Annotated in this window: 19 protein-coding genes; 11 read left to right on the forward strand and 8 right to left on the reverse strand. The window is 60.3% G+C overall.

Annotated features, from left to right (window positions below; all coding sequences use genetic code 11):
- The first annotated feature begins 84 nt into the window (after nt 1-84).
- The 4 genes from KUF73_RS14480 to KUF73_RS14495 all read left to right on the forward strand — a co-directional run bounded on the left by KUF73_RS14480 (nt 85) and on the right by KUF73_RS14495 (nt 6,521).
- Nucleotides 85-2,469, forward strand: coding sequence for a hybrid sensor histidine kinase/response regulator (locus KUF73_RS14480; RefSeq protein ID WP_218438681.1), 2,385 nt, complete (start codon nt 85-87; stop codon nt 2,467-2,469).
- A gap of 74 nt (nt 2,470-2,543) precedes the next feature.
- Nucleotides 2,544-4,193 (forward strand): acyl-CoA dehydrogenase family protein, encoded by a 1,650-nt coding sequence (locus tag KUF73_RS14485; protein ID WP_218438683.1) that lies wholly within the window; start codon nt 2,544-2,546, stop codon nt 4,191-4,193.
- A gap of 116 nt (nt 4,194-4,309) precedes the next feature.
- Complete coding sequence (gene amn, locus KUF73_RS14490; RefSeq protein WP_218438684.1) at nt 4,310-5,809, forward strand: AMP nucleosidase; 1,500 nt, start codon at nt 4,310-4,312, stop codon at nt 5,807-5,809.
- A 70-nt stretch (nt 5,810-5,879) separates the two neighbouring features.
- Entirely contained in the window at nt 5,880-6,521 is a 642-nt protein-coding gene (locus KUF73_RS14495) for a pseudouridine synthase (protein ID WP_256345646.1), read from the forward strand.
- On the opposite strand, the gene KUF73_RS14500 is transcribed toward KUF73_RS14495, so the two are convergent.
- Complete coding sequence (locus tag KUF73_RS14500) at nt 6,516-6,722, reverse strand: DUF2788 domain-containing protein (RefSeq protein ID WP_059402078.1); 207 nt, start codon at nt 6,720-6,722, stop codon at nt 6,516-6,518. The genes KUF73_RS14495 and KUF73_RS14500 overlap by 6 nt on opposite strands.
- Before the next feature lie 240 nt (nt 6,723-6,962).
- A complete protein-coding gene (locus KUF73_RS14505; protein WP_007894448.1) occupies nt 6,963-7,442 on the reverse strand; it encodes an Lrp/AsnC family transcriptional regulator in 480 nt (159 codons plus the stop codon).
- A gap of 449 nt (nt 7,443-7,891) precedes the next feature.
- Between KUF73_RS14505 and KUF73_RS14510 the strand changes: the two genes are divergently transcribed.
- On the forward strand, nt 7,892-8,947 hold the full coding sequence (locus KUF73_RS14510; protein ID WP_218438685.1) for a DUF6515 family protein: 1,056 nt from the start codon (nt 7,892-7,894) through the stop codon (nt 8,945-8,947).
- Here the strand turns inward: KUF73_RS14510 and KUF73_RS14515 are convergent.
- Nucleotides 8,932-9,840: a cation diffusion facilitator family transporter gene (locus KUF73_RS14515; RefSeq protein ID WP_218438686.1), complete on the reverse strand. Its 909-nt coding sequence runs from the start codon at nt 9,838-9,840 to the stop codon at nt 8,932-8,934. The two genes, KUF73_RS14510 and KUF73_RS14515, sit on opposite strands and share 16 nt — an antisense overlap.
- Before the next feature lie 29 nt (nt 9,841-9,869).
- Nucleotides 9,870-10,289 carry an RNA-binding protein gene (locus KUF73_RS14520; protein ID WP_218438687.1) on the reverse strand — a complete coding sequence of 140 codons (420 nt, stop codon included), beginning with the start codon at nt 10,287-10,289 and terminating at the stop codon, nt 9,870-9,872.
- Between the two features lie 109 nt (nt 10,290-10,398).
- On the opposite strand from KUF73_RS14520, the gene hrpB reads away from it, so the two are divergent.
- Complete coding sequence (hrpB, locus tag KUF73_RS14525) at nt 10,399-12,915, forward strand: ATP-dependent helicase HrpB (protein WP_218438688.1); 2,517 nt, start codon at nt 10,399-10,401, stop codon at nt 12,913-12,915.
- 103 nt (nt 12,916-13,018) lie between these two features.
- On the opposite strand, the gene KUF73_RS14530 is transcribed toward hrpB, so the two are convergent.
- Entirely contained in the window at nt 13,019-14,098 is a 1,080-nt protein-coding gene (locus KUF73_RS14530) for an endonuclease/exonuclease/phosphatase family protein (protein WP_218438689.1), read from the reverse strand.
- A 66-nt stretch (nt 14,099-14,164) separates the two neighbouring features.
- Nucleotides 14,165-14,839 (reverse strand): YciC family protein, encoded by a 675-nt coding sequence (locus tag KUF73_RS14535; RefSeq protein ID WP_218438690.1) that lies wholly within the window; start codon nt 14,837-14,839, stop codon nt 14,165-14,167.
- Between the two features lie 178 nt (nt 14,840-15,017).
- On the opposite strand from KUF73_RS14535, the gene KUF73_RS14540 reads away from it, so the two are divergent.
- The 5 genes from KUF73_RS14540 (at nt 15,018) to KUF73_RS14560 (ending at nt 19,702) form a co-directional block, all read left to right on the forward strand.
- Entirely contained in the window at nt 15,018-15,794 is a 777-nt protein-coding gene (locus KUF73_RS14540; RefSeq protein WP_218438691.1) for a DUF2076 domain-containing protein, read from the forward strand.
- Nucleotides 15,795-15,927: 133 nt separating this feature from the next.
- Nucleotides 15,928-16,407, forward strand: coding sequence for an NYN domain-containing protein (locus KUF73_RS14545; protein WP_096514962.1), 480 nt, complete (start codon nt 15,928-15,930; stop codon nt 16,405-16,407).
- Nucleotides 16,408-16,429: 22 nt separating this feature from the next.
- Nucleotides 16,430-17,041 carry a PolC-type DNA polymerase III gene (locus KUF73_RS14550; protein ID WP_218438696.1) on the forward strand — a complete coding sequence of 204 codons (612 nt, stop codon included), beginning with the start codon at nt 16,430-16,432 and terminating at the stop codon, nt 17,039-17,041.
- Between the two features lie 316 nt (nt 17,042-17,357).
- Nucleotides 17,358-18,287, forward strand: coding sequence for a drug/metabolite exporter YedA (gene yedA, locus KUF73_RS14555; RefSeq protein ID WP_218438697.1), 930 nt, complete (start codon nt 17,358-17,360; stop codon nt 18,285-18,287).
- A gap of 77 nt (nt 18,288-18,364) precedes the next feature.
- Nucleotides 18,365-19,702: a DEAD/DEAH box helicase gene (locus KUF73_RS14560; protein WP_218438698.1), complete on the forward strand. Its 1,338-nt coding sequence runs from the start codon at nt 18,365-18,367 to the stop codon at nt 19,700-19,702.
- A gap of 107 nt (nt 19,703-19,809) precedes the next feature.
- Here the strand turns inward: KUF73_RS14560 and KUF73_RS14565 are convergent, their stop codons facing one another.
- Together KUF73_RS14565 and KUF73_RS14570 are read right to left on the reverse strand one after the other, a co-directional pair.
- A complete protein-coding gene (locus tag KUF73_RS14565; RefSeq protein WP_218438699.1) occupies nt 19,810-21,051 on the reverse strand; it encodes a TIGR03862 family flavoprotein in 1,242 nt (413 codons plus the stop codon).
- A 286-nt stretch (nt 21,052-21,337) separates the two neighbouring features.
- Nucleotides 21,338-22,258, reverse strand: coding sequence for a histone deacetylase (locus tag KUF73_RS14570; RefSeq protein ID WP_218438701.1), 921 nt, complete (start codon nt 22,256-22,258; stop codon nt 21,338-21,340).
- Nucleotides 22,259-22,331 lie beyond the last annotated feature (73 nt).

The following is a 22,331-nucleotide window of genomic DNA, read 5'->3' on the forward strand; positions in this document are numbered from 1 at the left end:
TAACAGGTAACACCGGTTTTACGTCTACTCAAAAGGAATGGGGGGGCTTCCTGACAGAACCGGACAGGCCACGCTGGGGCATAAATGCGCTATTTGCTGATGTTGATGTTGTGCTTGCCCTTTTTCGCGAGCGCCGTCGAATTCGATGAGTCCACTCAAAGCCTTCCCCTGGGCCGATCCCTGCAGGTCTTTGAAGACGCAGGTGGTCAGGCGACCATCGCGGATGTGCGTGCGCAAGCGGCGGCCGGCAACTTCAAACCTCACGACAAAGCCACCCTCAACGCCGGGTATTCACGTTCGGTATTCTGGCTGAAAATCGACCTGCATTACCGCCCGACCGATCCGTCGGCGCAACGGACCTGGCTGCTGGAACTGGCCTATCCGCCCCTCGATCACCTTGATCTCTACCTGTCCGACGCTACTGGAAACTACCAATTGGTTCGGCAGACCGGCGATGCCTTGCCCTTCGCCAGTCGTGAGATCCGCCAGAACAATTACCTGTTCAGTCTGAATTTCACCCCGGACCAAACACAAACCGTGTACCTGCGTTTGCAAAGCGAAGGCTCGATCCAGGCACCGGTGACATTGTGGTCGAGTACCGCGTACCTGGAAGAGCAGCCCGTTCGACTTTACGTGCTGGGGCTGATTTACGGCGTGCTGCTGGGGATGCTGGTCTACAACCTGTTCATCTACCTCAGTGTGCGCGACACCAGTTACCTCTATTACATCGTCTACATCGCTTCGTTCGGCTTGTATCAGCTGTCGGTGAACGGCGCGGCCGTGCAGTATTTCTGGCCGGACAATCCCTGGTGGGCCAATGCCGCGACGCCGTTTTTCATCGGCTGCGCCGGGCTGTTCGGCAGTCAGTTCGCCCGCAGTTTCTTGCAGACAGCCACTCACAGTCGCTGGCTCGATCGTTTGTTGCTGGCGTTGGTAGCGTTCAGCGCACTGGTGGTTGGCTTGTCCTTGATGACCAGTTACGCCCTGGCCTTGCGCCTGGCGACGGCGCTGGCGCTGACCTTCACAGTGGTGATTTTTGCCGCCGGGATTTTCGCCTGGCTGCGCGGCCTGCGGGTGGCGCGGTATTTCATCATCGCCTGGTCGGCGTTTTTGCTCGGCGGCATCATTAACACCCTGATGGTGTTGGGTTACCTGCCGAACGTGTTCCTGACCATGTATTCCAGCCAGATCGGCTCGGCCATCGAAGTGGCGCTGCTGTCTTTGGCCCTGGCCGACCGCATCAACGCCATGCGCGAGCAGCAAGCGCAAACCCTGCTCGACGCCGGGCAAAAGCTCGAAGTGCTCAACCAGCAACTGGCACACAGTAACAAGCTCAAGGACGAATTCCTCGCCACCTTGACCCACGAATTGCGTACGCCCATGAACGGGGTGATCGGTTCGCTGGAGCTGATGCAAACCGTCGAGATGGACCCGGAGCTGGAGCAGTACCAGCAGACCGCTGCGGGCTCGGCACGGGAAATGATGCGTATGGTCAACGGTATTCTGACCCTGACCGAGTTGCAGGCCGGCAAGCTCAAGGCCTATCCGGCAACCTTCAGCCTGCGCGGTGTGGTCGAGACGTTGCGCGTGCAGTTCGACGGCAACGCGTCGGGCAAGTCGCTGGATTTCAAAGTCGACGTCGCACCGAATGTGCCGGATCGCCTGCACGGTGACAGCGCCAAGCTGGCGCAATGCCTGGAATGCTTGCTGGATAACGCCATCAAGTTCACCAAGGTAGGGGGGCTGGCGCTGCGGGTGTCGGGTAAAACCGTCAAACCCGATCGGCTGGCGTTGACTATCGCGGTGATCGACACGGGTATCGGTTTCACTGACTTGGGGGAGGCGACCCTGTATCAGCGCTTCTTCCAGCTCGACGGTTCGATGACCCGCGAATACGGCGGTCTGGGCATCGGCCTGGCCATTTGCCGACAACTTGTGGAATTGCTCGGCGGGCGACTGACGCACCGCTCCGAGCCCGGGAGTGGCAGTCGTTTCCAGCTCGACGTCGAATTTGAAGTGCCGGCGGTGGAACGTTCGACAGTGCCATTGATGGCGCGAGACTTCCCGCGCCTGCGGCTGCCGCAGGACTGCACCGTGTTGCTGGTGGACGACAACAACGTCAATCAGTTAGTGATGCGCGGCATGTTGCTCAAGCTCGGTTTTCGGGTTCGCACGGCGGACAGTGGCATCACCGCGCTGGATGTTCTGCAACGTGAAACTTTCGACGCGGTACTGCTCGATTGTCAGTTGCCGACGATGGATGGCGTGTCGGTCTGCTGCCAGATCCGCGCCTTGCCGGGCTGCGCCGACTTGCCAGTGTTCATGATTGCCCAAGGTGTGGACCGAGAACGTTGCCCGACCGGCTCACTGATCGACTACCTGAGCAAGCCGGTGAAATTCGAAGATTTGCAGGCGGCGCTCTATCGCCGGGTACTCTGCCCGCAGCAGGGCGAAAGCGCCGGCAGTTAGGCAGATATGACACTTTGTTCGGCCGGGGGGCGGTGATTAACTGAAATCCCTTGGCTGACCAAAGGAGCCCCGTCATGAACCTGCATCAGTTCGCCGAAACCCACGAAGTCACCAACCAGCCTCCATCCCTGGACGGCACCAACCTGTATCGCATCGACTTGCCGTTGCAGGAATGGTCGCGGCGTTTCGGGGCCGGTTGGGCCGAGTCGCGGATCGATGCGTACGGCGCTTTGGCCGGCGGACCGCTGATGGAAGCGGGGTTTCTGGCCAATCAGAACAAGCCGGTTTTCAGCAGTCATGATCGCTATGGCCACCGCATTGACCTGGTGGAATTTCATCCGGCCTATCACGAGCTGATGCGCACGGCGATCGAGCACGGTTTGACCTCGCTGCCGTGGGCTCACCCGCAGGACGGCGCTCACGTTGCCCGGGCTTCGATGACTTACTTGCACAGCCAGGCCGAAGCGGGCAGCGGCTGCCCGCTGACCATGACGTTTGCCAGCGTGCCGGCACTGCGCCTGCAGCCGGACCTGGCCAAACACTGGCTGCCGAAAATCCTCGCCACCGAATACGATCCGCGCAATGTCGGCATGGCCCACAAGGCCGGCGTCACCATCGGCATGGCCATGACCGAGAAGCAGGGCGGCACCGACGTGCGCGCCAACACCACCAAGGCGTATCCGGTGGGGGCCAGCGGTCCCGGCCAGGCATACGAATTAGTGGGGCATAAATGGTTCTGTTCGGCACCGATGTGCGATGCCTTCCTGACGCTGGCGCAAACGGACAAGGGTTTGACCTGCTTCCTGCTGCCGCGCCATCGCCCGGATGACACGCGCAATCAGTTCTACATCCAGCGTCTGAAAAACAAACTCGGCAATTGCTCCAATGCCTCCAGCGAAGTGGAATTTCGCGGCGCGCTGGCGTGGATGGTCGGCGAAGAAGGCCGAGGTGTTCCGACCATCATCGAAATGGTGGCGATGACCCGCTTCGATTGCATGGTCGGTTCGAGTTCGCTGATGCGTCAGGCACTGACCCAGGCCAGCCATCACTGTGCTCACCGGTCGGTCGGCGGCAAGCTGCTCAGCGAACAGCCGTTGATGCAAAACGTGTTGGCGGATCTGGCGCTGGAAAGCGAAGCCGCCTTGGCCTTGAGCTTGCGCATGGGGCAAGCGCTGGATCATCTGGACGACTCGCAGGAGGCGAAATTCGCCCGGCTGGTGACGGCCGTGGGCAAGTACTGGATCTGCAAACGCGCGCCGGCGATGATCAACGAAGCCGCCGAGTGCATGGGCGGGGCCGGTTACGTCGAAGACAGCATCCTGCCGCGTCTCTACCGTGAGGCACCGGTCAATTCGACGTGGGAAGGTTCCGGTAATGTGCAATGCCTCGACGTACTACGTGCCCTGTCGAAAGAGCCAGGCGTGCTGGATGCCTTGTTCAGCGAGTTGGGCGATGGTCATGGCGACAAACGCCTGGCCGCGCACATCAGTCAGCTGCAGACGGCCTTCAAGGACACCGGCGACATTCAATACCGCGCCCGGCAGTTGACCGAAGACATTGCCTTGGGATTGCAGGCGAAGTTGCTGCTGGAGGCGGGGAATTCGGTAGTGAGCGATGCGTTTATTGCCAGTCGTCTTGGTTCGGCGGGGCGGGTGTATGGCGCGCTGCCGCGTGGGCTGGATGTCGAAGCGATTGTCGCGCGCTCAACCCCTCAAGCATTTTGAAGTGCTAAAAGATCGCCGTCTCCGGCAGCTCCTAAAGGTTTACGACTAGCCAATGTAGGAGCTGCCGAAGGCTGCGATCTTTTTCGCTGTTCCCGTGACGCGACGATGCAGGCAAGATGAAGCTCTGCAAGTCAGAACACAGGATGCTGATCGTGACCGAAGCTTTTATTGTCGTTCAAACCGCCGAGCAAGCCGTTGACCGGCTTGCGCTCTTGCACAATCGTGCAACCACCGCGCTGAGTCAGGCGCTCAAGCGTTACCTCAAGGATCGTGTCGAGCCAGACGCCGAGCAGCGGGCGATGTTTCGTTATCCCGAACTGCGTCTGACCTACCTCTGCCAGGGCGAAGTCCCGCAGACCACGCGCGCCTACGCCAAGGTTCAGTTGCCGGGCACCTACAGCGTCACCGTCACCCATCCGTCCGCGTTTCGTAAGTACCTGCTGGAACAGCTGGTGCCGTTGATGCATGACTTCACCGTGACCGTCGAAGTCGGTGTCAGCCAGCAGAACATTCCTTATCCGTACGTGGTTGAGCAGGGCGATGAACTGGCCGGCTCCGGCGTGACCGCTGCCGTGCTGGCGCGGGTATTTCCGAGTACCGACCTGTCGGCGGCGACGGACGGCATTGCCGATGGTTTGTACGACTGGGAAAACACCGATCCGCTGCCGCTGGCGTTGTTCGACGCCGCGCGAGTGGATTTCTCCCTGCGCCGCTTGGTGCATTACACCGGTAGCGACTGGCGGCATGTGCAGCCGTGGATTCTGCTGACCAACTACCACCGTTATGTCGACCAGTTCATCGTGCATGGCCTGGAGCAGTTGCGCAGCGACCCGCGTTTTGTGCGCATGGTGTTGCCGGGCAACGTAATCATCGAAAAGAGCATGGATCACGGTGAAGCCTCGGCAATCGCCGCTGGTGTGGTCTGGCACCGTTACCAGATGCCGGCCTATCACCTGATTGCCACCGACGGTCACGGCGTCACGTTGGTGAACATCGGTGTCGGCCCGTCCAACGCCAAGAACATCACCGACCACCTCGCCGTACTGCGTCCGCATTGCTGGCTGATGATCGGCCACTGCGGCGGCCTGCGTCAGTCGCAGACTATCGGCGACTATGTGCTGGCCCACGCTTACATGCGCCGCGACGGGATTCTCGACCGGGTGGTGCCGCCCAACATCCCGATTCCGGCCCTGGCCGAAGTGCAGATGGCCTTGCAGCAAGCGGCGGCCAATATCACCGGCGAGAAGGGTGACGAGCTGAAAAAACGCCTGCGCACCGGCACCGTGCTGACCTACGACGACCGTAACTGGGAGCTACGCTGGGCTCAGGAACGACCGTTGATCAACCTGTCCCGCGCTGTGGCCGTGGACATGGAAAGCGGCACCATCGCTGCCCAGGGTTACCGTTTGCGGGTGCCGTACGGCACGTTGCTCTGCGTGTCCGACAAGCCGCTGCACAGCGAAATCAAACTGCCGGGTTCTGCCAACGCCTTCTATGAACGCGCGGTCAGCCAGCACTTGAAGATCGGTATCGAGGCAGTGGATCTGCTGCGCACCGAACTCAATTCGCTGCACTCGCGCAAACTGCGCAGCTTCGACGAGCCGCCGTTCCGCTGATTTGCCGATGGTTATTTAACGGTCGGGCTACTAGCATTAGCAGCCCTGACCGTTAGATGTTCCTTTTCCCATGTCCCGTCCTCAACGTCCCGTTTCCCGCCGTCCAGGCGCGAAACCTGCGCCAGCCACTTCAGCCCCGCGCCGTGTCGCCAAAGCGCCACCGACCGAGCCGAAGCTGATCCTGTTCAACAAACCATTCGATGTGCTGACGCAATTCAGCGACGGCGAAGGGCGGTCGACGCTCAAGGATTTCATCGAGATTCCGGGGATTTACCCGGCCGGACGACTGGATCGCGACAGCGAAGGTTTGCTATTGCTGACCAACGACGGCCAGCTTCAAGCGCGAATCGCCGACCCGAAACACAAACTGGCGAAGACCTATTGGGTGCAAGTCGAAGGCGAGCCGAGCGCCGAGCAGTTGCAGCGTTTGCGCGATGGCGTGGAACTGAACGACGGCATGACCTTGCCCGCCGAGGCGCGGCAACTGGATGAGCCCGAGTTATGGCCGCGCAATCCGCCGGTGCGTTTTCGCAAAAGTGTGCCGACGAGTTGGCTGGAACTGGTGATTCGCGAAGGCCGTAATCGGCAAGTACGACGCATGACGGCGGCGGTCGGGTTGCCGACCCTGCGACTGGTGCGGGTCAGAATCGGTGACTGGTCGATCGAAGGGCTCGATCAGGGCCAGTGGAAGGAAGTACCGGCGCGTTTATGAGCCGTTTTCGATGTACGCAATCACTACGCTTTTGATGATGAACGCGAGAATCCCCAGGCCCAGCACAAAGAACAGAATGAACGTGCCGAATTTGCCAGCCTTGGATTTTTTCGCCAGATCCCAGACGATGAAACCCATGAATATGATCAGGATCGTGACCAGGCCGGTCATCATCCACTCTTCGAAAACGGCAGGATCCATCGAACATCTCCAGCGGGGGCGAGGCTAAAAGGGCGGGGCGAGTATACGCCAAGGGGCCCTCGGGCAACATTGACCTGCGTCGGCTCATGTAGGCGCTGGTAGGCGCTGTCGAGTGCAACGAGGCTGCGATCGTTTGATTTTAAGAAACAAGATCAAAAGATCGTAGCCTCGTTGCACTCGACAGCTCCTACAGAAAATCAGATGAGCAGACGCATGAGCGGCAGTTCATGCAGAAGCAGATCAGCTGCGCAGGTGGGTCAACGGCAACTCGGTGCTGTTGAGTACCTGATTCAGCACAAAACTCGACCTTACACTGGTCACGCCCTCAATCCGTGTCAGGTGCCCCAGCAGCAGTTTCTGATAATGGTCCATGTCCGGCACGACGACCTTTAGCTGATAGTCGGCATCCATCCCCGTCACCAAACTGCATTCCAGTACTTGCGGCAAGGTGCGGATGGCTGCTTCGAAGTTCTCGAAGCGCTCTGGCGTGTGACGATCCATGCCGATCAGCACATACGCTGTCAGGCTCAGGCCCAGCATCTTGCGGTCGAGCAGGGCGACCTGGCGGGTGATGTAGCCGTCGTCTTCCAGTTGCTTGACCCGTCGTGAGCAAGGCGAAGGCGACAGGCCGATACGCTCGGCCAGCTCTTGATTGGAGATGCGTGCATCACGCTGCAATTCAGCCAAAATGCTCAGGTCGTATCGGTCGAGTTTGCTCATCAATCAGGCCTTTGTCATAACTATTGCGACAGATTATCTATCCAGGGTTAAAAATTGCGCAAGTGATGTTTATTTCAGCAATCTTCGCAATCCGCTGCCGGCGCTCCGAGCCTATTCTTATCACCAGAATCACTGCTCGGACAAACAGTCCAGTGCGACTCGCCCAATCAGGCCTGTCGCGGCCGCTACCCCCACAGGGGATGTGCCGGCCCCCGAGCTACACACTGTCCAGAAGACGGCGTGAGGTGAGCCGACGTCAAAAGCGTCGAGCACGGACGAAGTTCTCAAGGGGAGGCCGACGGGTCTCCCCTTTTTCTTGCCCGCGATTTTTTGCGCCCTTTCATTATTTGCCGCTCAATAAATAAGTTTCGCGACTGATAACCTGTTGCAGAACCGGCCTGTGGATTTCCAGTCTTACGTACAGGCCCTAACCCGCAGTGAGGAAAAGCATGAAGTCGCGCATCTGGCGTTTGGCCGGTGTTGGTTTGCTGTGTGTCAGTGTCACTGCGCTTTCGCTTGCCGATGAGCCGCAGAACCGTGGTCCCGAAGGCGGGCAGCACGGAGAGGGCGGTCATCAGGGCAACAATCAGGGCCATGGCGGCAACAATCAACCGCACCCGCAAAATGGTCAGCAACAGAATCAGCCGTATCCGCAAAACAACGGCCAGAATTCAAATAACGGCCAATGGCAGAAACGTCCGCCGCCCGATTTCAACAGTCAGGTCCGATCGCCTCCGCCGTCACCGCAATTACCAGCCAACGATCTGCCAATCCAGCCACGGCCCGATGCCGTGCATCAGACCCAGCAGCCGCAGCGCGGGTACTATCAGGACGTTCCGCGACGTAACGATAACAACCAGCACTGGAACGGTTACGTGGGCTCACCGTCGAGTAACAATCAATGGCAAGGCCAAGGTCAAGGTCAAGGTCAGGGTCGGCCGAATGGGCACGGCAACGGTTGGGGCCCCGGCCCGCAGTATCGTCCAGGACACGTGATTGATCGTTTCCCGGATCATGAATACCGCGTGCCTTACCGTGGCATGGATTACTTCTACTCCGGTGGCTACTGGTATCGCCCGTTAGGCCCACGCTATGTGGTGGTAGAACCGCCGCGCGGGATCCGGGTCGGCTACTTGCCGGATTACGCCGAGCAGGTCTTGATCGGCGGGTCGGTGCTGTTCCTCGCGGCGGGTTCGTATTACGCCTATCAGGAGAGCACCCAGGATTACGTCGTGGTAGAGCCTCCGGTTGGCAACCTGCAACCGCAGCCACAACAGCCACCACAACCTGCCAGTAACAGTTATGACGTGGTCGCGTATCCGGCCAACGGCCAGTCGCAGGAGCAAGTCAGTCGGGATGGCTACGAGTGCTATCAGTACGCGGTGCAGCAGAGTGGCCTGGATCCGCGAACCGCGACTTATCAGCCAGATCCGTCGGTTGTGCAAGCCTATCGTCAGGCCCAAGGCAACTGCCTGAGCAGTCGCGGTTATCAGGTCAGTGACTGAGCCGCTCGGGCAGCCTTCACCACTTCCTGCGGGTCAGCGTGCACCAGCACTTCGGCTCGCGGGTAAGCGGTGTGGATCGCATCGGCGGCTTGATCGCTGATGCCATGGGCGACTGACAGGGTCAATTCCCCCGGTAATTCCAGGTGCAACTGCACAAACCATTGGTTGCCGGAAATCCGCGTGCGCAGGTCATGCGCACCCAACACCCCCGGTACGCTGCACGCCAATTCCAGCATGTGCTGACTGATATCCGGCGGCAGTTCCTCATCCATCAATACTGTAAAACTCTCACGGGCGATCTGTACCGCGCTCCAGAGGATGTACGCGGAAATCCCCAAGCCAAACCAGGCGTCCACCTGATTCCAGCCAAAACCCGCCAGCACCAGCGCCACCAGTATGCTGCCGTTGAGCAGCATGTCCGAGCGGTAGTGCAGGGAGTCGGCGCGTACCGCGTTGGAACCGGTGGCCTTGACCACCCGATGCTGCAACATCAGCAACGCCAGGGTCAGCGCGAGGGAGAACACAATCACCCCAATACTGATCCACGGTGCGCCCACCGGTTCTGGATGCTTGAGCCGGTCGAACGCCTGCAACGCAATCAGCACCGCACTGCCGCCAATGAACAGCGCCTGCGCCATGCCGGCCAGCGATTCGGCCTTGCCATGCCCGTAACGATGATCATCATCGGCGGGACGCAGGGCGTAGTGCACGGCCAGCAGGTTGAGCAACGAGGTGACGCCGTCGAGTGCCGAGTCCGTCAGCCCGGCGAGCATGCTCACTGAACCGCTCAGCCACCAGGCAATGGCTTTGGCGATGATCAGTGTGCAAGCCACCGCCACCGAGGCGCGGGTGGCCAGCCGCAACAGGCGGGCGTGTTCGGAGCTGGAGGTCATATGTGCGGCTATTCCTTTAAGTGCACCGATTACGCGGCGGGTTGCAGGCCGAACATGGCCAGTTGCTGGGTGCTGCCCTTGTGCTGGATCAGGCGCGGATCATCCAGCGGCAAACGGCGGCCCGTTTCACGCTCCAGAATAGTCTGCAACTTGAGGTTATCGACCTTGCCGTCGGCGCCGATGGCTTCCTTGAGTTGTTCCGGATCGACCTGGGCGGTCTTGCCCGGCTCGAAGTAAATCGCGCCGGTGGCGAAGTCCACGGCAAACGCGATCAGGCCGGGGATGATGTAGAACAGCAGGCCCACGGCATCAAGCACGGCGATGGCCGGGTCGATCTTGCCGTCGATTTGACCACGGCGATCGGGGTAGAAGATCGAGCCGCAGGCTGTCACTTGGGTCAGCAGGGTTGCGACCAGTACACCGCCAATCAGGCGAAAGGGAGCACGCATATGAAATCTCCTGGGTCATCTAAAAACGAAGCGTCATCGATATGAATTAGGACCGTGATAAACGCCAAGCAGTTCGCCGTTATACTCGGCCCTCTGTTTGGGAGCCAGCATGATTTCTTTGCCGATTGATGAAGTTTTACCTGCCCTGCGTGAAGCCCTCGCTACACGCCACGAAGCCGTGCTCGAAGCACCGCCCGGTGCCGGTAAAACCACCCGCGTACCACTGGCCCTGCTCAACGAGCCCTGGCTGGCCGGGCAGACCATCCTGATGCTCGAACCCCGCCGGTTGGCGGCGCGGGCGGCGGCGGAGCGTCTGGCCAGTGAACTGGGCGAGAAAGTCGGTGAAACCGTGGGTTATCGCATTCGGCTCGACAGCAAGGTCGGTCCCAATACCCGCATCGAAGTGGTCACCGAAGGCATTCTCACCCGGCGCTTGCAGGACGATCCTGCGCTGGACGGCGTGGGTTTGCTGATCTTCGACGAGTTCCACGAACGCAGCCTCGACGCCGATCTGGCGCTGGCCCTGAGCCTGAATGGCCGGGAACTGTTCCGCGACGATCAACCGCTGAAAATCCTGTTGATGTCGGCAACCCTGGAAGGCGAACGCCTGGCCGGGTTGCTCGACGATGCGCCGATCCTGCGCAGCGAAGGTCGCATGTACCCGGTGGCGATGCGCTGGGGCCGGCCGTTCCAGGCAGGCGAGTTCATCGAACCGCGTCTGGTGCAAACCATTCTTGAAGCCTTGAACGATGAAACCGGCAGCGTGCTGGTGTTCTTGCCGGGGCAGGCGGAAATCCGTCGCGTCCATCAACAACTGGCCGATGCACTGGGGGATAACACGCAGGTGTTGCTCTGCCCGTTGCACGGTGAACTTGACCTGGCCGCGCAGCGTGCCGCGATTGACCCGGCACCAACAGGCAAACGCAAAGTGGTGCTGGCCACCAACATCGCCGAAACCAGTCTGACCATCGACGGTGTGCGCGTGGTGATCGATGCCGGGTTGGCGCGGGTGCCGCGTTTCGACCCCGGCAGCGGCATGACCCGCCTCGACACCCAGCGCATTTCCAAGGCCAGTGCCACTCAGCGCGCAGGCCGGGCCGGGCGATTGGAACCCGGCGTGTGTTATCGCCTGTGGTCGCAGGATCAGCACGAGCAATTGGCCGCTTATGGCAGTGCGGAAATTCTCTCGGCAGACCTCGCCGGTTTAGCCTTGCAACTTGGTCGTTGGGGGGTGACGCCCGGGCAACTGGTCTGGCTCGATGTGCCACCCGCCGCAGCCTATGCACAGGCGCAGGATCTGCTCGAACGTCTGGGCGCGTTGGAGGGTGACGCGTTGACCCGACATGGTCAGGCCATGGCCGAATTGCCGGCGCATCCGCGGATCGCTCATTTGCTGCTGCGCGGGCAGGCGCTCGGCCTGGCGGACATGGCTTGCGATGTCGCGGCGTTGCTCGGTGAGCGCGATATCCTGCGCGGTGCCGGGGCGGATTTGCACAGCCGGCTGGTGCTGTTGTCCGGCGAAGAGCGGGCCGCTCGCGGTGCGCAGGGCGGAGTGCAGCGTGCCCGGCAACTGGCGCGGCAATATCGTGGTTACCTGCGTGGCAAAGCGTCAGAGCCGGTCGGTGATCCTGATCACCCTCGCTGGCTGGGCGCACTGCTGGCATTGGCGTATCCCGACCGCGTCGCCCAGCAACGCCGGGCCGGTGGTGCCGAGTACCGCCTGGCTAATGGTCGCGCGGCCCTGTTCGCCGAAGCGGACAGCCTGATGAAACAAGCGTGGTTGGTGATTGCCGATCTCGGCAGTCGTCAGGGCCAGCGTGAAGAACGAATTTATCTGGCGGCGGATTTCGATCCGGCGTTGTTTGATTCAGTGTTGGCCGAACAGGTGCGCTGCGTCGATCAACTGGATTGGGACGAGCGCGAAGGCGTATTGCGTGCCGAGCGACAGCGCAAGGTCGGCGAGCTGATCCTCAGCCGCGAACCGCTGACCGGGCTGGATGAAACGGCCCGCAGTCAGGCGCTGGTCAATCTGGTACGGCGCAAAGGTCTCGAGCTGTTGCCGTGGACGCCGGAACTGCGTCAGTGGCAGGCACGGGTCGCGTTGTTGCGTCAGCTGGATCTGGGCGGCAAGGGCGAAAGCGAATGGCCGGATGTCAGCGACGTCGCGTTGCTGAAAAACCTTGAAGACTGGCTGATGCCGTATCTGGGCAAAGTCTCGCGGCTCAGCCATTTCGCCAATCTCGACCTGTCGAGCATCGTCCATAACCTGCTGCCGTGGCCGCTACCGCAGCGGCTCGATGAGTGGGCTCCGCATCATTTGAGCGTGCCGTCGGGGTCATCGATTCGTCTGGATTACAGTGAGCAGCCACCGATTCTGGCGGTGCGTTTGCAGGAACTGTTTGGCCTGGCCGAGACCCCGCGCATTGCCGGCGGCCGGCAAGTGGTCAAGTTGCATCTGTTGTCACCGGCGCGGCGGCCCGTGCAGGTGACCCAGGATCTGGCGAACTTCTGGCGCAGCACCTACGCCGAGGTGAAGAAGGATTTGAAGGGGCGTTATCCAAAGCATTACTGGCCGGATGATCCGCTAGTGGCCGAAGCAACCGCGCGGATCAAACCGCGCAAGTGATGATGGTCGATAAATAACCCCTGTAGGAGTTGCCGCAGGCTGCGATCTTTTGATCTTGAAAAATCAGGATCAAAAGATCGCAGCCTGCGGCAGCTCCTACATTCTATGGCGCGGCGGGGAGCAGGAATCGGGCGATCACGGGAAGGTGATCGGAGATGCGCAACGTATCGTCCTGCCGCACCATCGCCTCAACCCGTTTGATCCGTGGGCTGTAAAACAGGTAATCCACCGTCCGGTCCGGACCATTCACGCCCGGATCGTTCGGGTAATGGGTCAACCAACGCGCACGGTCGATGCCGCCGGCTTCGTTGTTGCTGGGGATCATCGGATATTTGTCCCACAGCACATGCAGTGCGCTGTCGGCGGAGTAAGGGGTGCGTTGCTCGCTGGGCAGGCGCTGGTATTGCCCTAACGGCAACAGATTGAAGTCGCCGCCGATCAGCCACGGCGTGCCACGGCTTTCGAACTTGTCTAGGGTTTTGGCCACCGCCGAAATTTGCGCTTGCAGGGTATCGTCCGGTTGAGTCGCGCGGTCGAGGTGGGTGTTGAGCACGGCCATCTGGCCGCCGTCGCTCAACGGCAGGTAGGTGATCAACAAAGCGTTTTTCGGTTTGAACTGGCGGCTGATCAGGTTGACCTGTTCGACCGGCAGTTGCAGGCGCTCGGCGTGTTCGATTTCGTAGCGGCTCAGGGTTGCCAGTTGCCGGCCAACGCTGCCGAAGATGTGCGGATCAGGTACGAAGTCGGCTTTCCAGTCGAAGGCTTGGGCACTGCACGGATACAGGTCGGCGACCCGTTCTTGCAGCAGTTTGAGCTGGTTCTGGTAGTGGCTGGCCTTGGCGTCGCTATTGAGTTCCTGCAGCAGCACGATGTCCGGTTGCTCGTCGCGAATCACCCGCGCCACTTCATCGAGGCTGAAAGCCATGTCTTCGGGGGTGGGGGATTCGTCGGAGCCGGTGGCCAGGTCATCCCAAAACACATAGCGCTTGCCCGCCAGGTACTGGACGTTCCAGGTCATCACCTTCAGTGCCTGGCCTGGGACCAATGACGGTGCCTGAGCGGTGCAACTGACGGGCAGCGCTTCTTTGGCTTCGGGGTGCCAGGTCAGGCTGTAGATCATCGCGCCTGTCAGGCCGATCACGATCAACAATCCCAGCAAGGCGTAGCGCAGTAATCGGGTCATGTCTCGGCTTATAGCGTTACGAAAAATGACCCTGAGCATACCCGACTGACGGACGGTCGCACACGGTTAGCGTGCCCCATCGATTTTTGCCGGTGCATCGCCGATCAGCATGAACAGGCGGAACAACACCACGCTGGTGAACAGTTGCAGGAAGCTGTGCGCACTGTCGATCAATACCGAGATCACTGGGTTCTGCGGCTCGGGGTACACCGCCAGCGTTGCCCCCTTGAGCAGCCACAACGGCCCCATCACACACAGAATGCACACCAGAATGCGCATGAAATGACCGCGGGTCAGGCGCAGGCTTTCCTTCATCGCCGCTAGTGGGGCCAGGCCGCGCAGCACCAGCAGGTACTCGCCGAATGCCAGGGTCACCATCAGGTAGATGCCCGGCAGGAAATACAGCGACAAACCGAGCAGGATCAACAAGGTGTTCAGGGCGGTCAGCAGGGCGAAGCGCGGCCAGAGGTAGGCAGCCCGCGACAGCAGCTCTCGGTTGCTCGGCGATTCGCCACGACTGCGGGAATCAAGAAACAGAATCAGCGCGGCGGTGTACAGCGGATAAACCAGCAAGCCGACGATCACACTGATGCCGGGGAAACTGTCCGGTTCGGTGGTGTGGTCGACCACTTGTTGCAACAGGGCTTCGACGATCACCAGCGGCAGGCACAGCTGCACGATCTGGCCCAGATTGCGCTTGAAGAAATACAGGGAGTCACGCAGTACATCGAACGGATTCATCAGTCGGTATCGCTGGTCATAAGCAGTGACACACTGTAACCGAACCTATACCGACACAAGCAAACGTAAACGTTCGGTAAAGGTCATTGAAACAACTTGTTTCAGCCTCCATTAAGGTCGAGCACCTTATCCTCAGTGGACGAAGGCAACGATTTTCCCGGCAATCTACGAGGTCGCCATGAACAGCGAAGAGCAAACCCTGATCGATGGACTGTTTTCCCGGCTGCAACAGGCCGAAACGGACTCAGCCCCGCGCGACGCCCAGGCCGAGGCGCGGATCAAGGAACACCTGACGCGCCAACCGGCGGCAGGTTATTTCATGACCCAGGCGATTCTGGTGCAAGAGGCGGCAATCAAGAGCCTCGACGAACAGAACAAACAGCTGACCCAGCAAGTTCAGCAGTTGCAGGCCGAACTGCAACAGGCCAAGGCGCAGACGGCTGCTCCGGCGCCGAGCAGCGGCGGATTCCTGTCGAGCATTTTCGGTGGCAGCAGTCGTGATCCACAGCCTGCACCCAGTCAAAGCGCGCCGGCGTCGAGCGGTGGCGGCTGGCGTGAGCCGGGGCGATCATCGTTCAATTCGCAACCACCACAGCAGAACTACGCTGCCCCGCCACAGCAGAATTACGCACCACAACAAACGGCCCCGGCTCCGGCAGCGGGCAGCAGCTTTCTCGGCGGCGCGCTGAAAACCGCAGCTGGCGTAGCGGGTGGCGTAATGCTGGCGCAAGGCATCAGCAGCCTGTTTCATCACAATCAGCAACCGCAAGAAATCGTCGAAGTGATCAAGGAAGAGCCGGCCCAGGTCAACGACCAGGGTAACAATGGCTGGGGCGATGACCAGCGCATGGCCGGTAATGATTCCTACGGCAATGATCAGGGCGGTTTTACCGACACCGACTACAACGATGACAGCTCATGGCTCTTCGGCGGCGACGACGACTCCTTCGTCTGATACATCCGTGGCAAGGGAGCTTGCTCCCTTGCCACGTAGCCGATTTTTCGCGGAACCCTCCTTCAGGCTGGCATACTGGGCGACTTTTCGGGCCTGGTGCCTGATCCTGCCTGTGTGCTGATGAGGGTGTCCGGTGAAAAAAATCGCAGTGTTCGCCGATGTCCAGAACCTCTATTACACCGTGCGTCAGGCTTACGGTTGCCACTTCAACTATGCCGCGCTGTGGGCTGAAATCAGCAAACAGGGGCAGATCGTCGAGGCCTACGCCTACGCCATCGATCGTGGCGACAGCAAACAGCAGCAGTTCCAGCAGATCCTGCGCAACCTCGGTTTCACCGTGAAGCTCAAGCCTTACATCCAGCGCAGCGACGGCTCGGCCAAGGGCGACTGGGACGTGGGCATCACCCTCGACATCATGGACGCTGCCGACCATGTCGACGAAGTGGTGCTGGCCTCCGGCGACGGTGATTTCGACATGCTGCTGGAGCGCATCATCAGCAAGCACGGCGTGCAGGCGGTGGCCTACGGCGTACCGGGGCTGACCGCCAACTCGCTGATCCGCGCCGCCAGCCGCTACGTGCCGATCGAAGGCGCGTTGCTGCTCAAGAATTGATTTTTACGGAGTTGAAACAGGTTTGGAACGCATAGCAGTCATCGACTTTGAAACCACCGGGATCTCGCCGAGCAGCAGCTGCAGGGCCACGGAAATTGCCGTGGTGATCCTCGAACAGGGGCGCATCGTCGAGCGTTACCAGAGCCTGATGAATGCCGGCGTACGCGTCCCGGCCTTCATCGAACAACTCACCGGCATCAGCAACGCCATGCTGCGCACCGCGCCCTCGGCTGAAACGGTGATGAACGAGGTCAACGAATTCGTCGGCACCACACCGTTACTGGCGCATAACGCGGCGTTCGACCAGAAATTCTGGGACTTCGAGCTGGGGCGGATCAAACGCACACGCTTGCAGAATTTTGCCTGCTCGCTGCTGCTGGCACGACGCCTGATGCCTGCCGCGCCGAACCACAAACTCGGCACCCTCACCACCTTCGCCAACCTGCCCCATACCGGCAAGGCTCACCGGGCCATGGCCGATGCCGAAATGGCTGCCAACCTGACGACTCACCTGGCTGAAGAGTTGCGTCAGAAGCATGGCTTGCGCGAGCTGTCTCATGATTTGCTGTGCAAGTTGCAAAAAGTGCCGGCGGCGAAGGTCAATGAGCATCTCAAGCGCCATCGCGGGTTCTAGCGGCAACCTGTAGGTCTGTAGGTCTGTAGGTCTGTAGGTCTGTAGGAGCTGCCGAGTGAAACGAGGCTGCGATCTTTTGATTTTTAAGATCAAAGTCAAAAGATCGCAGCCTCGTTTCACTCGACAGCTCCTACAGTCATGCAGTCATGCAGTCATGCAGTCATGAAAAATGAGCGACTTTCGAAAGCACGGTTTATAGCGTTGAACTCCGTGTCTTGAAAAGTGTACGGCCGCTTTAAACAGGTTTTGTAACTTATTTTCCGGTGTCAGCCTTTCTAGAATAGCCGTTCACTTGTCTTGCCTGTGAGCTGCCCCGATGTCTGGCCTTCGTCGCTTTCCCTTACCGTTGATCGCTGCCTTTTTCGCCTTGTACGTGATTTGGGGCTCGACCTACCTGGTGATCCGCATCGGCGTGGAGTACTGGCCGCCACTGCTGCTCGCGGGTATTCGCTTCGTGATCGCCGGTTCATTGATGTACGCCTTCCTGCGCTGGCGCGGGGCACCGGCACCGACGTGGGCGCAATGGAAAGCCGCCGGGATCATCGGCGTGTTGCTGCTGGCGTGCGGCAACGGCGCGGTTAGTGTGGCCGAGCACACCGGAGTGGCCTCTGGCGTTGCCGCGCTGGCGGTGGCGACGGTGCCGCTGTTTACCTTGCTCTTCGGATATTTCTGGGGCGCACGTAATACCCGTCTCGAATGGGCCGGGATTGCACTCGGGCTGATCGGCATTGGCATGCTCAACCTCGGTTCCAACCTGCAATCGAGTCCGCTGGGCGCTGCGTTGCTGATATTTGCCGCCGCCACTTGGGCCTTCGGCTCGGTGTGGAGCAAACACTTGCCGTTGCCCCAAGGCGCAATGGCCAGTGCCGTGGAAATGCTGGTGGGTGGCGTGGTGTTGCTGATTGGCAGCGCAGTCAGCGGCGAACACCTGGAAAAGATGCCGCCGATTGAAGGCTGGGCCGCACTGGCGTACTTGACCGTGTTCGGTTCGATCATCGCGTTCAACGCTTACATGTACCTGCTGAAGCATGTGCGGCCGGCAGCGGCCACCAGTTATGCCTACGTCAACCCGGCGGTGGCGGTGCTGCTGGGCATCGTGTTTGTTGGCGAGACGATTGGCATCGAGGAAGCACTGGCCATGTTGGTGATCATCAGCGCCGTGGTACTGATCGGCTTGCCGCAATGGCGCCGCAAGCCAGAACGGCCGGTGGTCAAGTCAGTGCCAACAGAATCCCGTGTGAATTAGGGTAAACTGCGCGCCATTGCATCTTGTTTTGCACACTCGTTTTGCACAATCGCGCTGAATTTCCCTACGGTATTCCCATGACTTTCGCCACCCTTGGCCTGATCGAACCCTTGCTGCGCTCCCTTGAGACGCTCGGCTACCAGACTCCGACGCCGGTTCAGGCGCAAGCCATTCCGGCGGTGCTGGCCGGTCGCGACCTGATGGCTGCCGCCCAGACCGGCACCGGCAAGACCGCCGGTTTCGCGCTGCCACTGCTGCAATTGCTGGCCATGGAAGGACCGAAAGTCACCGCCAACTCGGTGCGTGCGCTGATTCTGGTGCCGACCCGCGAACTGGCCGAACAGGTTCACGAAGCCGTGCGCCAGTACGCCGAAAACCTGCCATTGCGCACCTACGCGGTTTATGGCGGCGTCAGCATCAACCCGCAAATGATGAAATTGCGCAGCGGTGTCGATCTGCTGGTGGCGACCCCGGGCCGTTTGCTCGACCTGTTCCGCCAGAACGCGCTGAAGTTCAACCAGCTGCAAACCCTGGTGCTGGACGAAGCCGACCGCATGCTCGACCTGGGTTTTTCCGAAGAGCTGGCGAACATTTACCGTGCGCTGCCGAAGAAACGTCAGACGCTGCTGTTCTCCGCGACCTTCTCTGATGACATCCGCCTGCTGGCCGGGCAAATGCTCAACGACCCGTTGACCGTCGAAGTCAGCCCGCGCAACGTCGCTGCCAACACCGTCAAGCAATGGGTGGTAACGGTGGACAAGAAGCGCAAGCCGGAACTGTTCGTGCACTTGATGCGCAAGGGCAAATGGAAGCAGGTGCTGGTGTTCGCCAAAACCCGCAACGGCGTGGACGCACTGGTGGAAAAACTCCAGGGTCTGGGCATCAATGCCGACGGCATCCATGGCGACAAACCGCAGGCGACCCGTCAGCGTGCGCTGGACCGTTTCAAACTCAGTGAAGTGCAGATCCTGGTGGCCACTGATGTTGCCGCCCGTGGGCTGGACATCGAAGACCTGCCGTTGGTGGTCAATTTCGATTTGCCGATCGTGGCAGAGGATTACATCCATCGCATCGGTCGTACCGGGCGCGCGGGCTCTACCGGCGAGGCAATTTCCCTGGTTTGTGCTGATGAAGTGAATCTTCTGTCGGCCATCGAGACATTGACCCGTCAGACGCTCAAGCGTCAGAACGAGCCTGACTTCGAACCTGAGCACCGCGTGCCGGACACGGATGCCAGCGGTCAGGTAATCAAGAAACCGAAAAAACCGAAAAAGCCAAAGACCTCCGGTGGTGGCGGCAAGCGCAACCTTGGCAAGTGGGTGGATACCGGCGAGGCGTCGGCACCGGAACCTTCGGTCAAGCCTGTGCGAAAAGTGCCGGTGTTCAATACCGGGCCGCGTAAGCGCAAGCCTTGATTAGCTGCGGCGTCTGTTAGGTTGCCATCGCGAGCAGGCTCGCTCCCACATTTGGAATGCATTTTCCTGTAGGAGTGAGCCTGCTCGCGATGGGCGCGCCGCAATCTTCAGTCCTTGCGCTGTAACCACTCAAGCATTCCGAGTCCGGCCGCTCGCCCACTGGCGAAACACGCAGTCAGCAGATAGCCGCCCGTCGGCGCTTCCCAATCGATCATCTCTCCCGCGCAGAACACGCCAGGCAGTTGCTTGAGCATCAACCGTTCATCCATCGCTTCGAACAGCACACCGCCAGCGCTGCTGATGGCTTCGTCCAGTGGGCGGGTTTTTACCAGGGGCAGTGGCAGTGCCTTGATCGATCTGGCCAGGGACGTCATGTCTGCAAAGGTGTCGGCAGATGTCAGTTCCCGCAGCAACGCCGCTTTCACCCCATCGATTCCCAACTGACTGTGCAGGTGTTTGGCCATGGAACGGGAACCGCGCGGTTTGCTCAATGCAGCCTGGACTTTATCCACAGGCTTGCCCGGCAGAAGGTCAAGATGAATGGTTGCCGAACCGTGCTGGTTGATCGCCTCGCGAATTGAGGCCGAATGGGCGTAGATCAAACTGCCCTCGATCCCGGTTGCCGTGATCACACATTCACCGAGCCGTGGTACGTCATCGTTGAGGCCTATAGCGATGTTTTTCAGCGGAGCACCGGCGAATTTGCTGACCATCAACTCGCTCCAGGCGTGCACCTCGAAGCCACAATTACTCGGTTGCAGTGGCGCAAGTCCTACGCCGCGCTGCTCCAGAGGCAGCATCCAGGCACCGTCCGAACCCAAACGCGACCAACTGCCGCCGCCAAGGGCGAGCAGGGTAGCGTCGGCTTGAATGGTGTTTTCGCCTTCAGGGCTGGCGATGCGCAATCCGCCACGCTCATCCCAACCGAGCCAGCGGTGGCGGGTGTGGATAACTACGCCGCTGTCGCGCAGGCGCTTGAGCCAGGCACGTAGCAGGGGAGCGGCTTTCATGTCGGTGGGAAAGACCCGGCCAGAGCTGCCGACGAAGGTTTCGATGCCCAGTTCATGAATCCACTGGCACAACGCCTCGGCGCCGAAGGCGCGCAGCAGCGGTGCGATTTGCGGTGCACGTTCGGCGTAGCGTGAGAGGAACGCCGGGTAGGCTTCGGAGTGGGTGATGTTCATGCCGCCTACACCCGCGAGCAGAAACTTCCTGCCGACTGAAGGCATGCCGTCGTACAAATCGACTTTGACCCCCGCCTGACTCAGCACTTCAGCCGCCATCAGACCGGCGGGGCCGCCGCCGATGATGGCGACGTGGGAAGGGGAGGAGGTTGCGTGCTGGGTCATGGCGTGCGCTGCGGGTAGGCTGAACAAGCCGGGCATTCTACCAGCACCCATCCTTGGGAGTTGTCATGCAGGAGCTGCCGCAGGCTGCGATCTTTTGATCTTGATTGCTGAAGATCAAAAGATCGCAGCCTGCGGCAGCTCCTGCATTTTGTTATGTGGTGCTTTCAGGGGGTGGTCAAAAAATGATCTGTGTTCTGTAGCCTGCGCACTGCGTGGGCTGTAGTCCCTTTCACTCAGGTTATCCACAGGCAGTTCCACAGGCATTGTGGGTAAAAGCATCCACAACTCAGTGACAACCTGAAGACTCCCAGACCCGCTGCGCGCTGTGATGCAGGATGCCGTGGCGGCGGGCCAGGGCCTGGCGGTCTTTGCTGTAGCCGCCGCCGATCACTCCAACCACCGGAATATCGCGACCCAGGCAATGGCGCATCACGCTTTCGTCGCGGGCGGCGACGCCTTCATCTGTCAGCTTCAGGTAACCAAGGGCGTCGTCCTTGTGCACATCGACACCCGCGTCGTACAGCACCAGATCCGGCTGATAGAGCGGCAACAAATAGTTGAGTGCGTCATCCACCACCTTCAGGTAATCGGCATCGCCCATGCCGTTGGGCAATGGAATGTCCCAGTCGCTTTCGGCCTTGCGTGCAGGAAAGTTCTTTTCGCAATGCAGGGAAACGGTGATCGCCTCCGGGGTGTTGTGCAGGATGCGTGCAGTCCCGTCGCCCTGATGCACGTCGCAATCGAAGATCAGCACCCGATTCACCCGGCCACTTTCCAACAGGAAATGGCTGATCACCGCCAGGTCATTGAAGATGCAGAACCCGGCCGGATGGTCGTAGTGCGCATGATGGGTGCCGCCCGCCAGGTGACAGGCCAAGCCATGTTCCAGCGCCTGTTCGGCCGCCAGAATCGAGCCGCCGACCGCGCGCACCGTGCGCCGGGCCAGCGCTTCGCTCCATGGCAAGCCAAGTCGGCGCTGATCCTCGCGGGATAATTCGCCGCCCATGTAGCGGTCGATATACGAAGGGTCATGGGCGAGAGCGAGAATCTCCGCCGGGCACAGTTCGGGACGCAGCAGGTCAGTGTCGCGGGTCAGGCCGCTGTCCACCAGGTGATCACGCAGCAGGCGAAACTTGTCCATGGGGAAGCGGTGATCCGCCGGAAATTCGGGGCTGTAGTCTTCGTGATAGATCAACGGCAGGGGCATGATGATTTCATTCAGGAATGAATGAAGGATCCTACCAGCGTTGTAGACTTGCGACATGGAAACGGGGGAACAC

This window comes from Pseudomonas sp. PD9R, from assembly GCF_019200975.1.
Classification (GTDB): Bacteria; Pseudomonadota; Gammaproteobacteria; order Pseudomonadales; family Pseudomonadaceae; genus Aquipseudomonas.

Excerpts from the sequence above, each read along its gene's own strand:
- KUF73_RS14480 (WP_218438681.1), top strand. The coding sequence starts at position 85 with ATGCGCTATTTGCTGATGTTGATGTTGTGCTTGCCCTTTTTCGCGAGC.
- KUF73_RS14485 (WP_218438683.1), top strand. The coding sequence starts at position 2,544 with ATGAACCTGCATCAGTTCGCCGAAACCCACGAAGTCACCAACCAGCCT.
- amn (WP_218438684.1), top strand. The coding sequence starts at position 4,310 with ATGAAGCTCTGCAAGTCAGAACACAGGATGCTGATCGTGACCGAAGCT.
- KUF73_RS14495 (WP_256345646.1), top strand. The coding sequence starts at position 5,880 with ATGTCCCGTCCTCAACGTCCCGTTTCCCGCCGTCCAGGCGCGAAACCT.
- KUF73_RS14500 (WP_059402078.1), bottom strand. The coding sequence starts at position 6,722 with ATGGATCCTGCCGTTTTCGAAGAGTGGATGATGACCGGCCTGGTCACG.
- KUF73_RS14505 (WP_007894448.1), bottom strand. The coding sequence starts at position 7,442 with ATGAGCAAACTCGACCGATACGACCTGAGCATTTTGGCTGAATTGCAG.
- KUF73_RS14510 (WP_218438685.1), top strand. The coding sequence starts at position 7,892 with ATGAAGTCGCGCATCTGGCGTTTGGCCGGTGTTGGTTTGCTGTGTGTC.
- KUF73_RS14515 (WP_218438686.1), bottom strand. The coding sequence starts at position 9,840 with ATGACCTCCAGCTCCGAACACGCCCGCCTGTTGCGGCTGGCCACCCGC.
- KUF73_RS14520 (WP_218438687.1), bottom strand. The coding sequence starts at position 10,289 with ATGCGTGCTCCCTTTCGCCTGATTGGCGGTGTACTGGTCGCAACCCTG.
- hrpB (WP_218438688.1), top strand. The coding sequence starts at position 10,399 with ATGATTTCTTTGCCGATTGATGAAGTTTTACCTGCCCTGCGTGAAGCC.
- KUF73_RS14530 (WP_218438689.1), bottom strand. The coding sequence starts at position 14,098 with ATGACCCGATTACTGCGCTACGCCTTGCTGGGATTGTTGATCGTGATC.
- KUF73_RS14535 (WP_218438690.1), bottom strand. The coding sequence starts at position 14,839 with ATGAATCCGTTCGATGTACTGCGTGACTCCCTGTATTTCTTCAAGCGC.
- KUF73_RS14540 (WP_218438691.1), top strand. The coding sequence starts at position 15,018 with ATGAACAGCGAAGAGCAAACCCTGATCGATGGACTGTTTTCCCGGCTG.
- yedA (WP_218438697.1), top strand. The coding sequence starts at position 17,358 with ATGTCTGGCCTTCGTCGCTTTCCCTTACCGTTGATCGCTGCCTTTTTC.
- KUF73_RS14560 (WP_218438698.1), top strand. The coding sequence starts at position 18,365 with ATGACTTTCGCCACCCTTGGCCTGATCGAACCCTTGCTGCGCTCCCTT.
- KUF73_RS14565 (WP_218438699.1), bottom strand. The coding sequence starts at position 21,051 with ATGACCCAGCACGCAACCTCCTCCCCTTCCCACGTCGCCATCATCGGC.
- KUF73_RS14570 (WP_218438701.1), bottom strand. The coding sequence starts at position 22,258 with ATGCCCCTGCCGTTGATCTATCACGAAGACTACAGCCCCGAATTTCCG.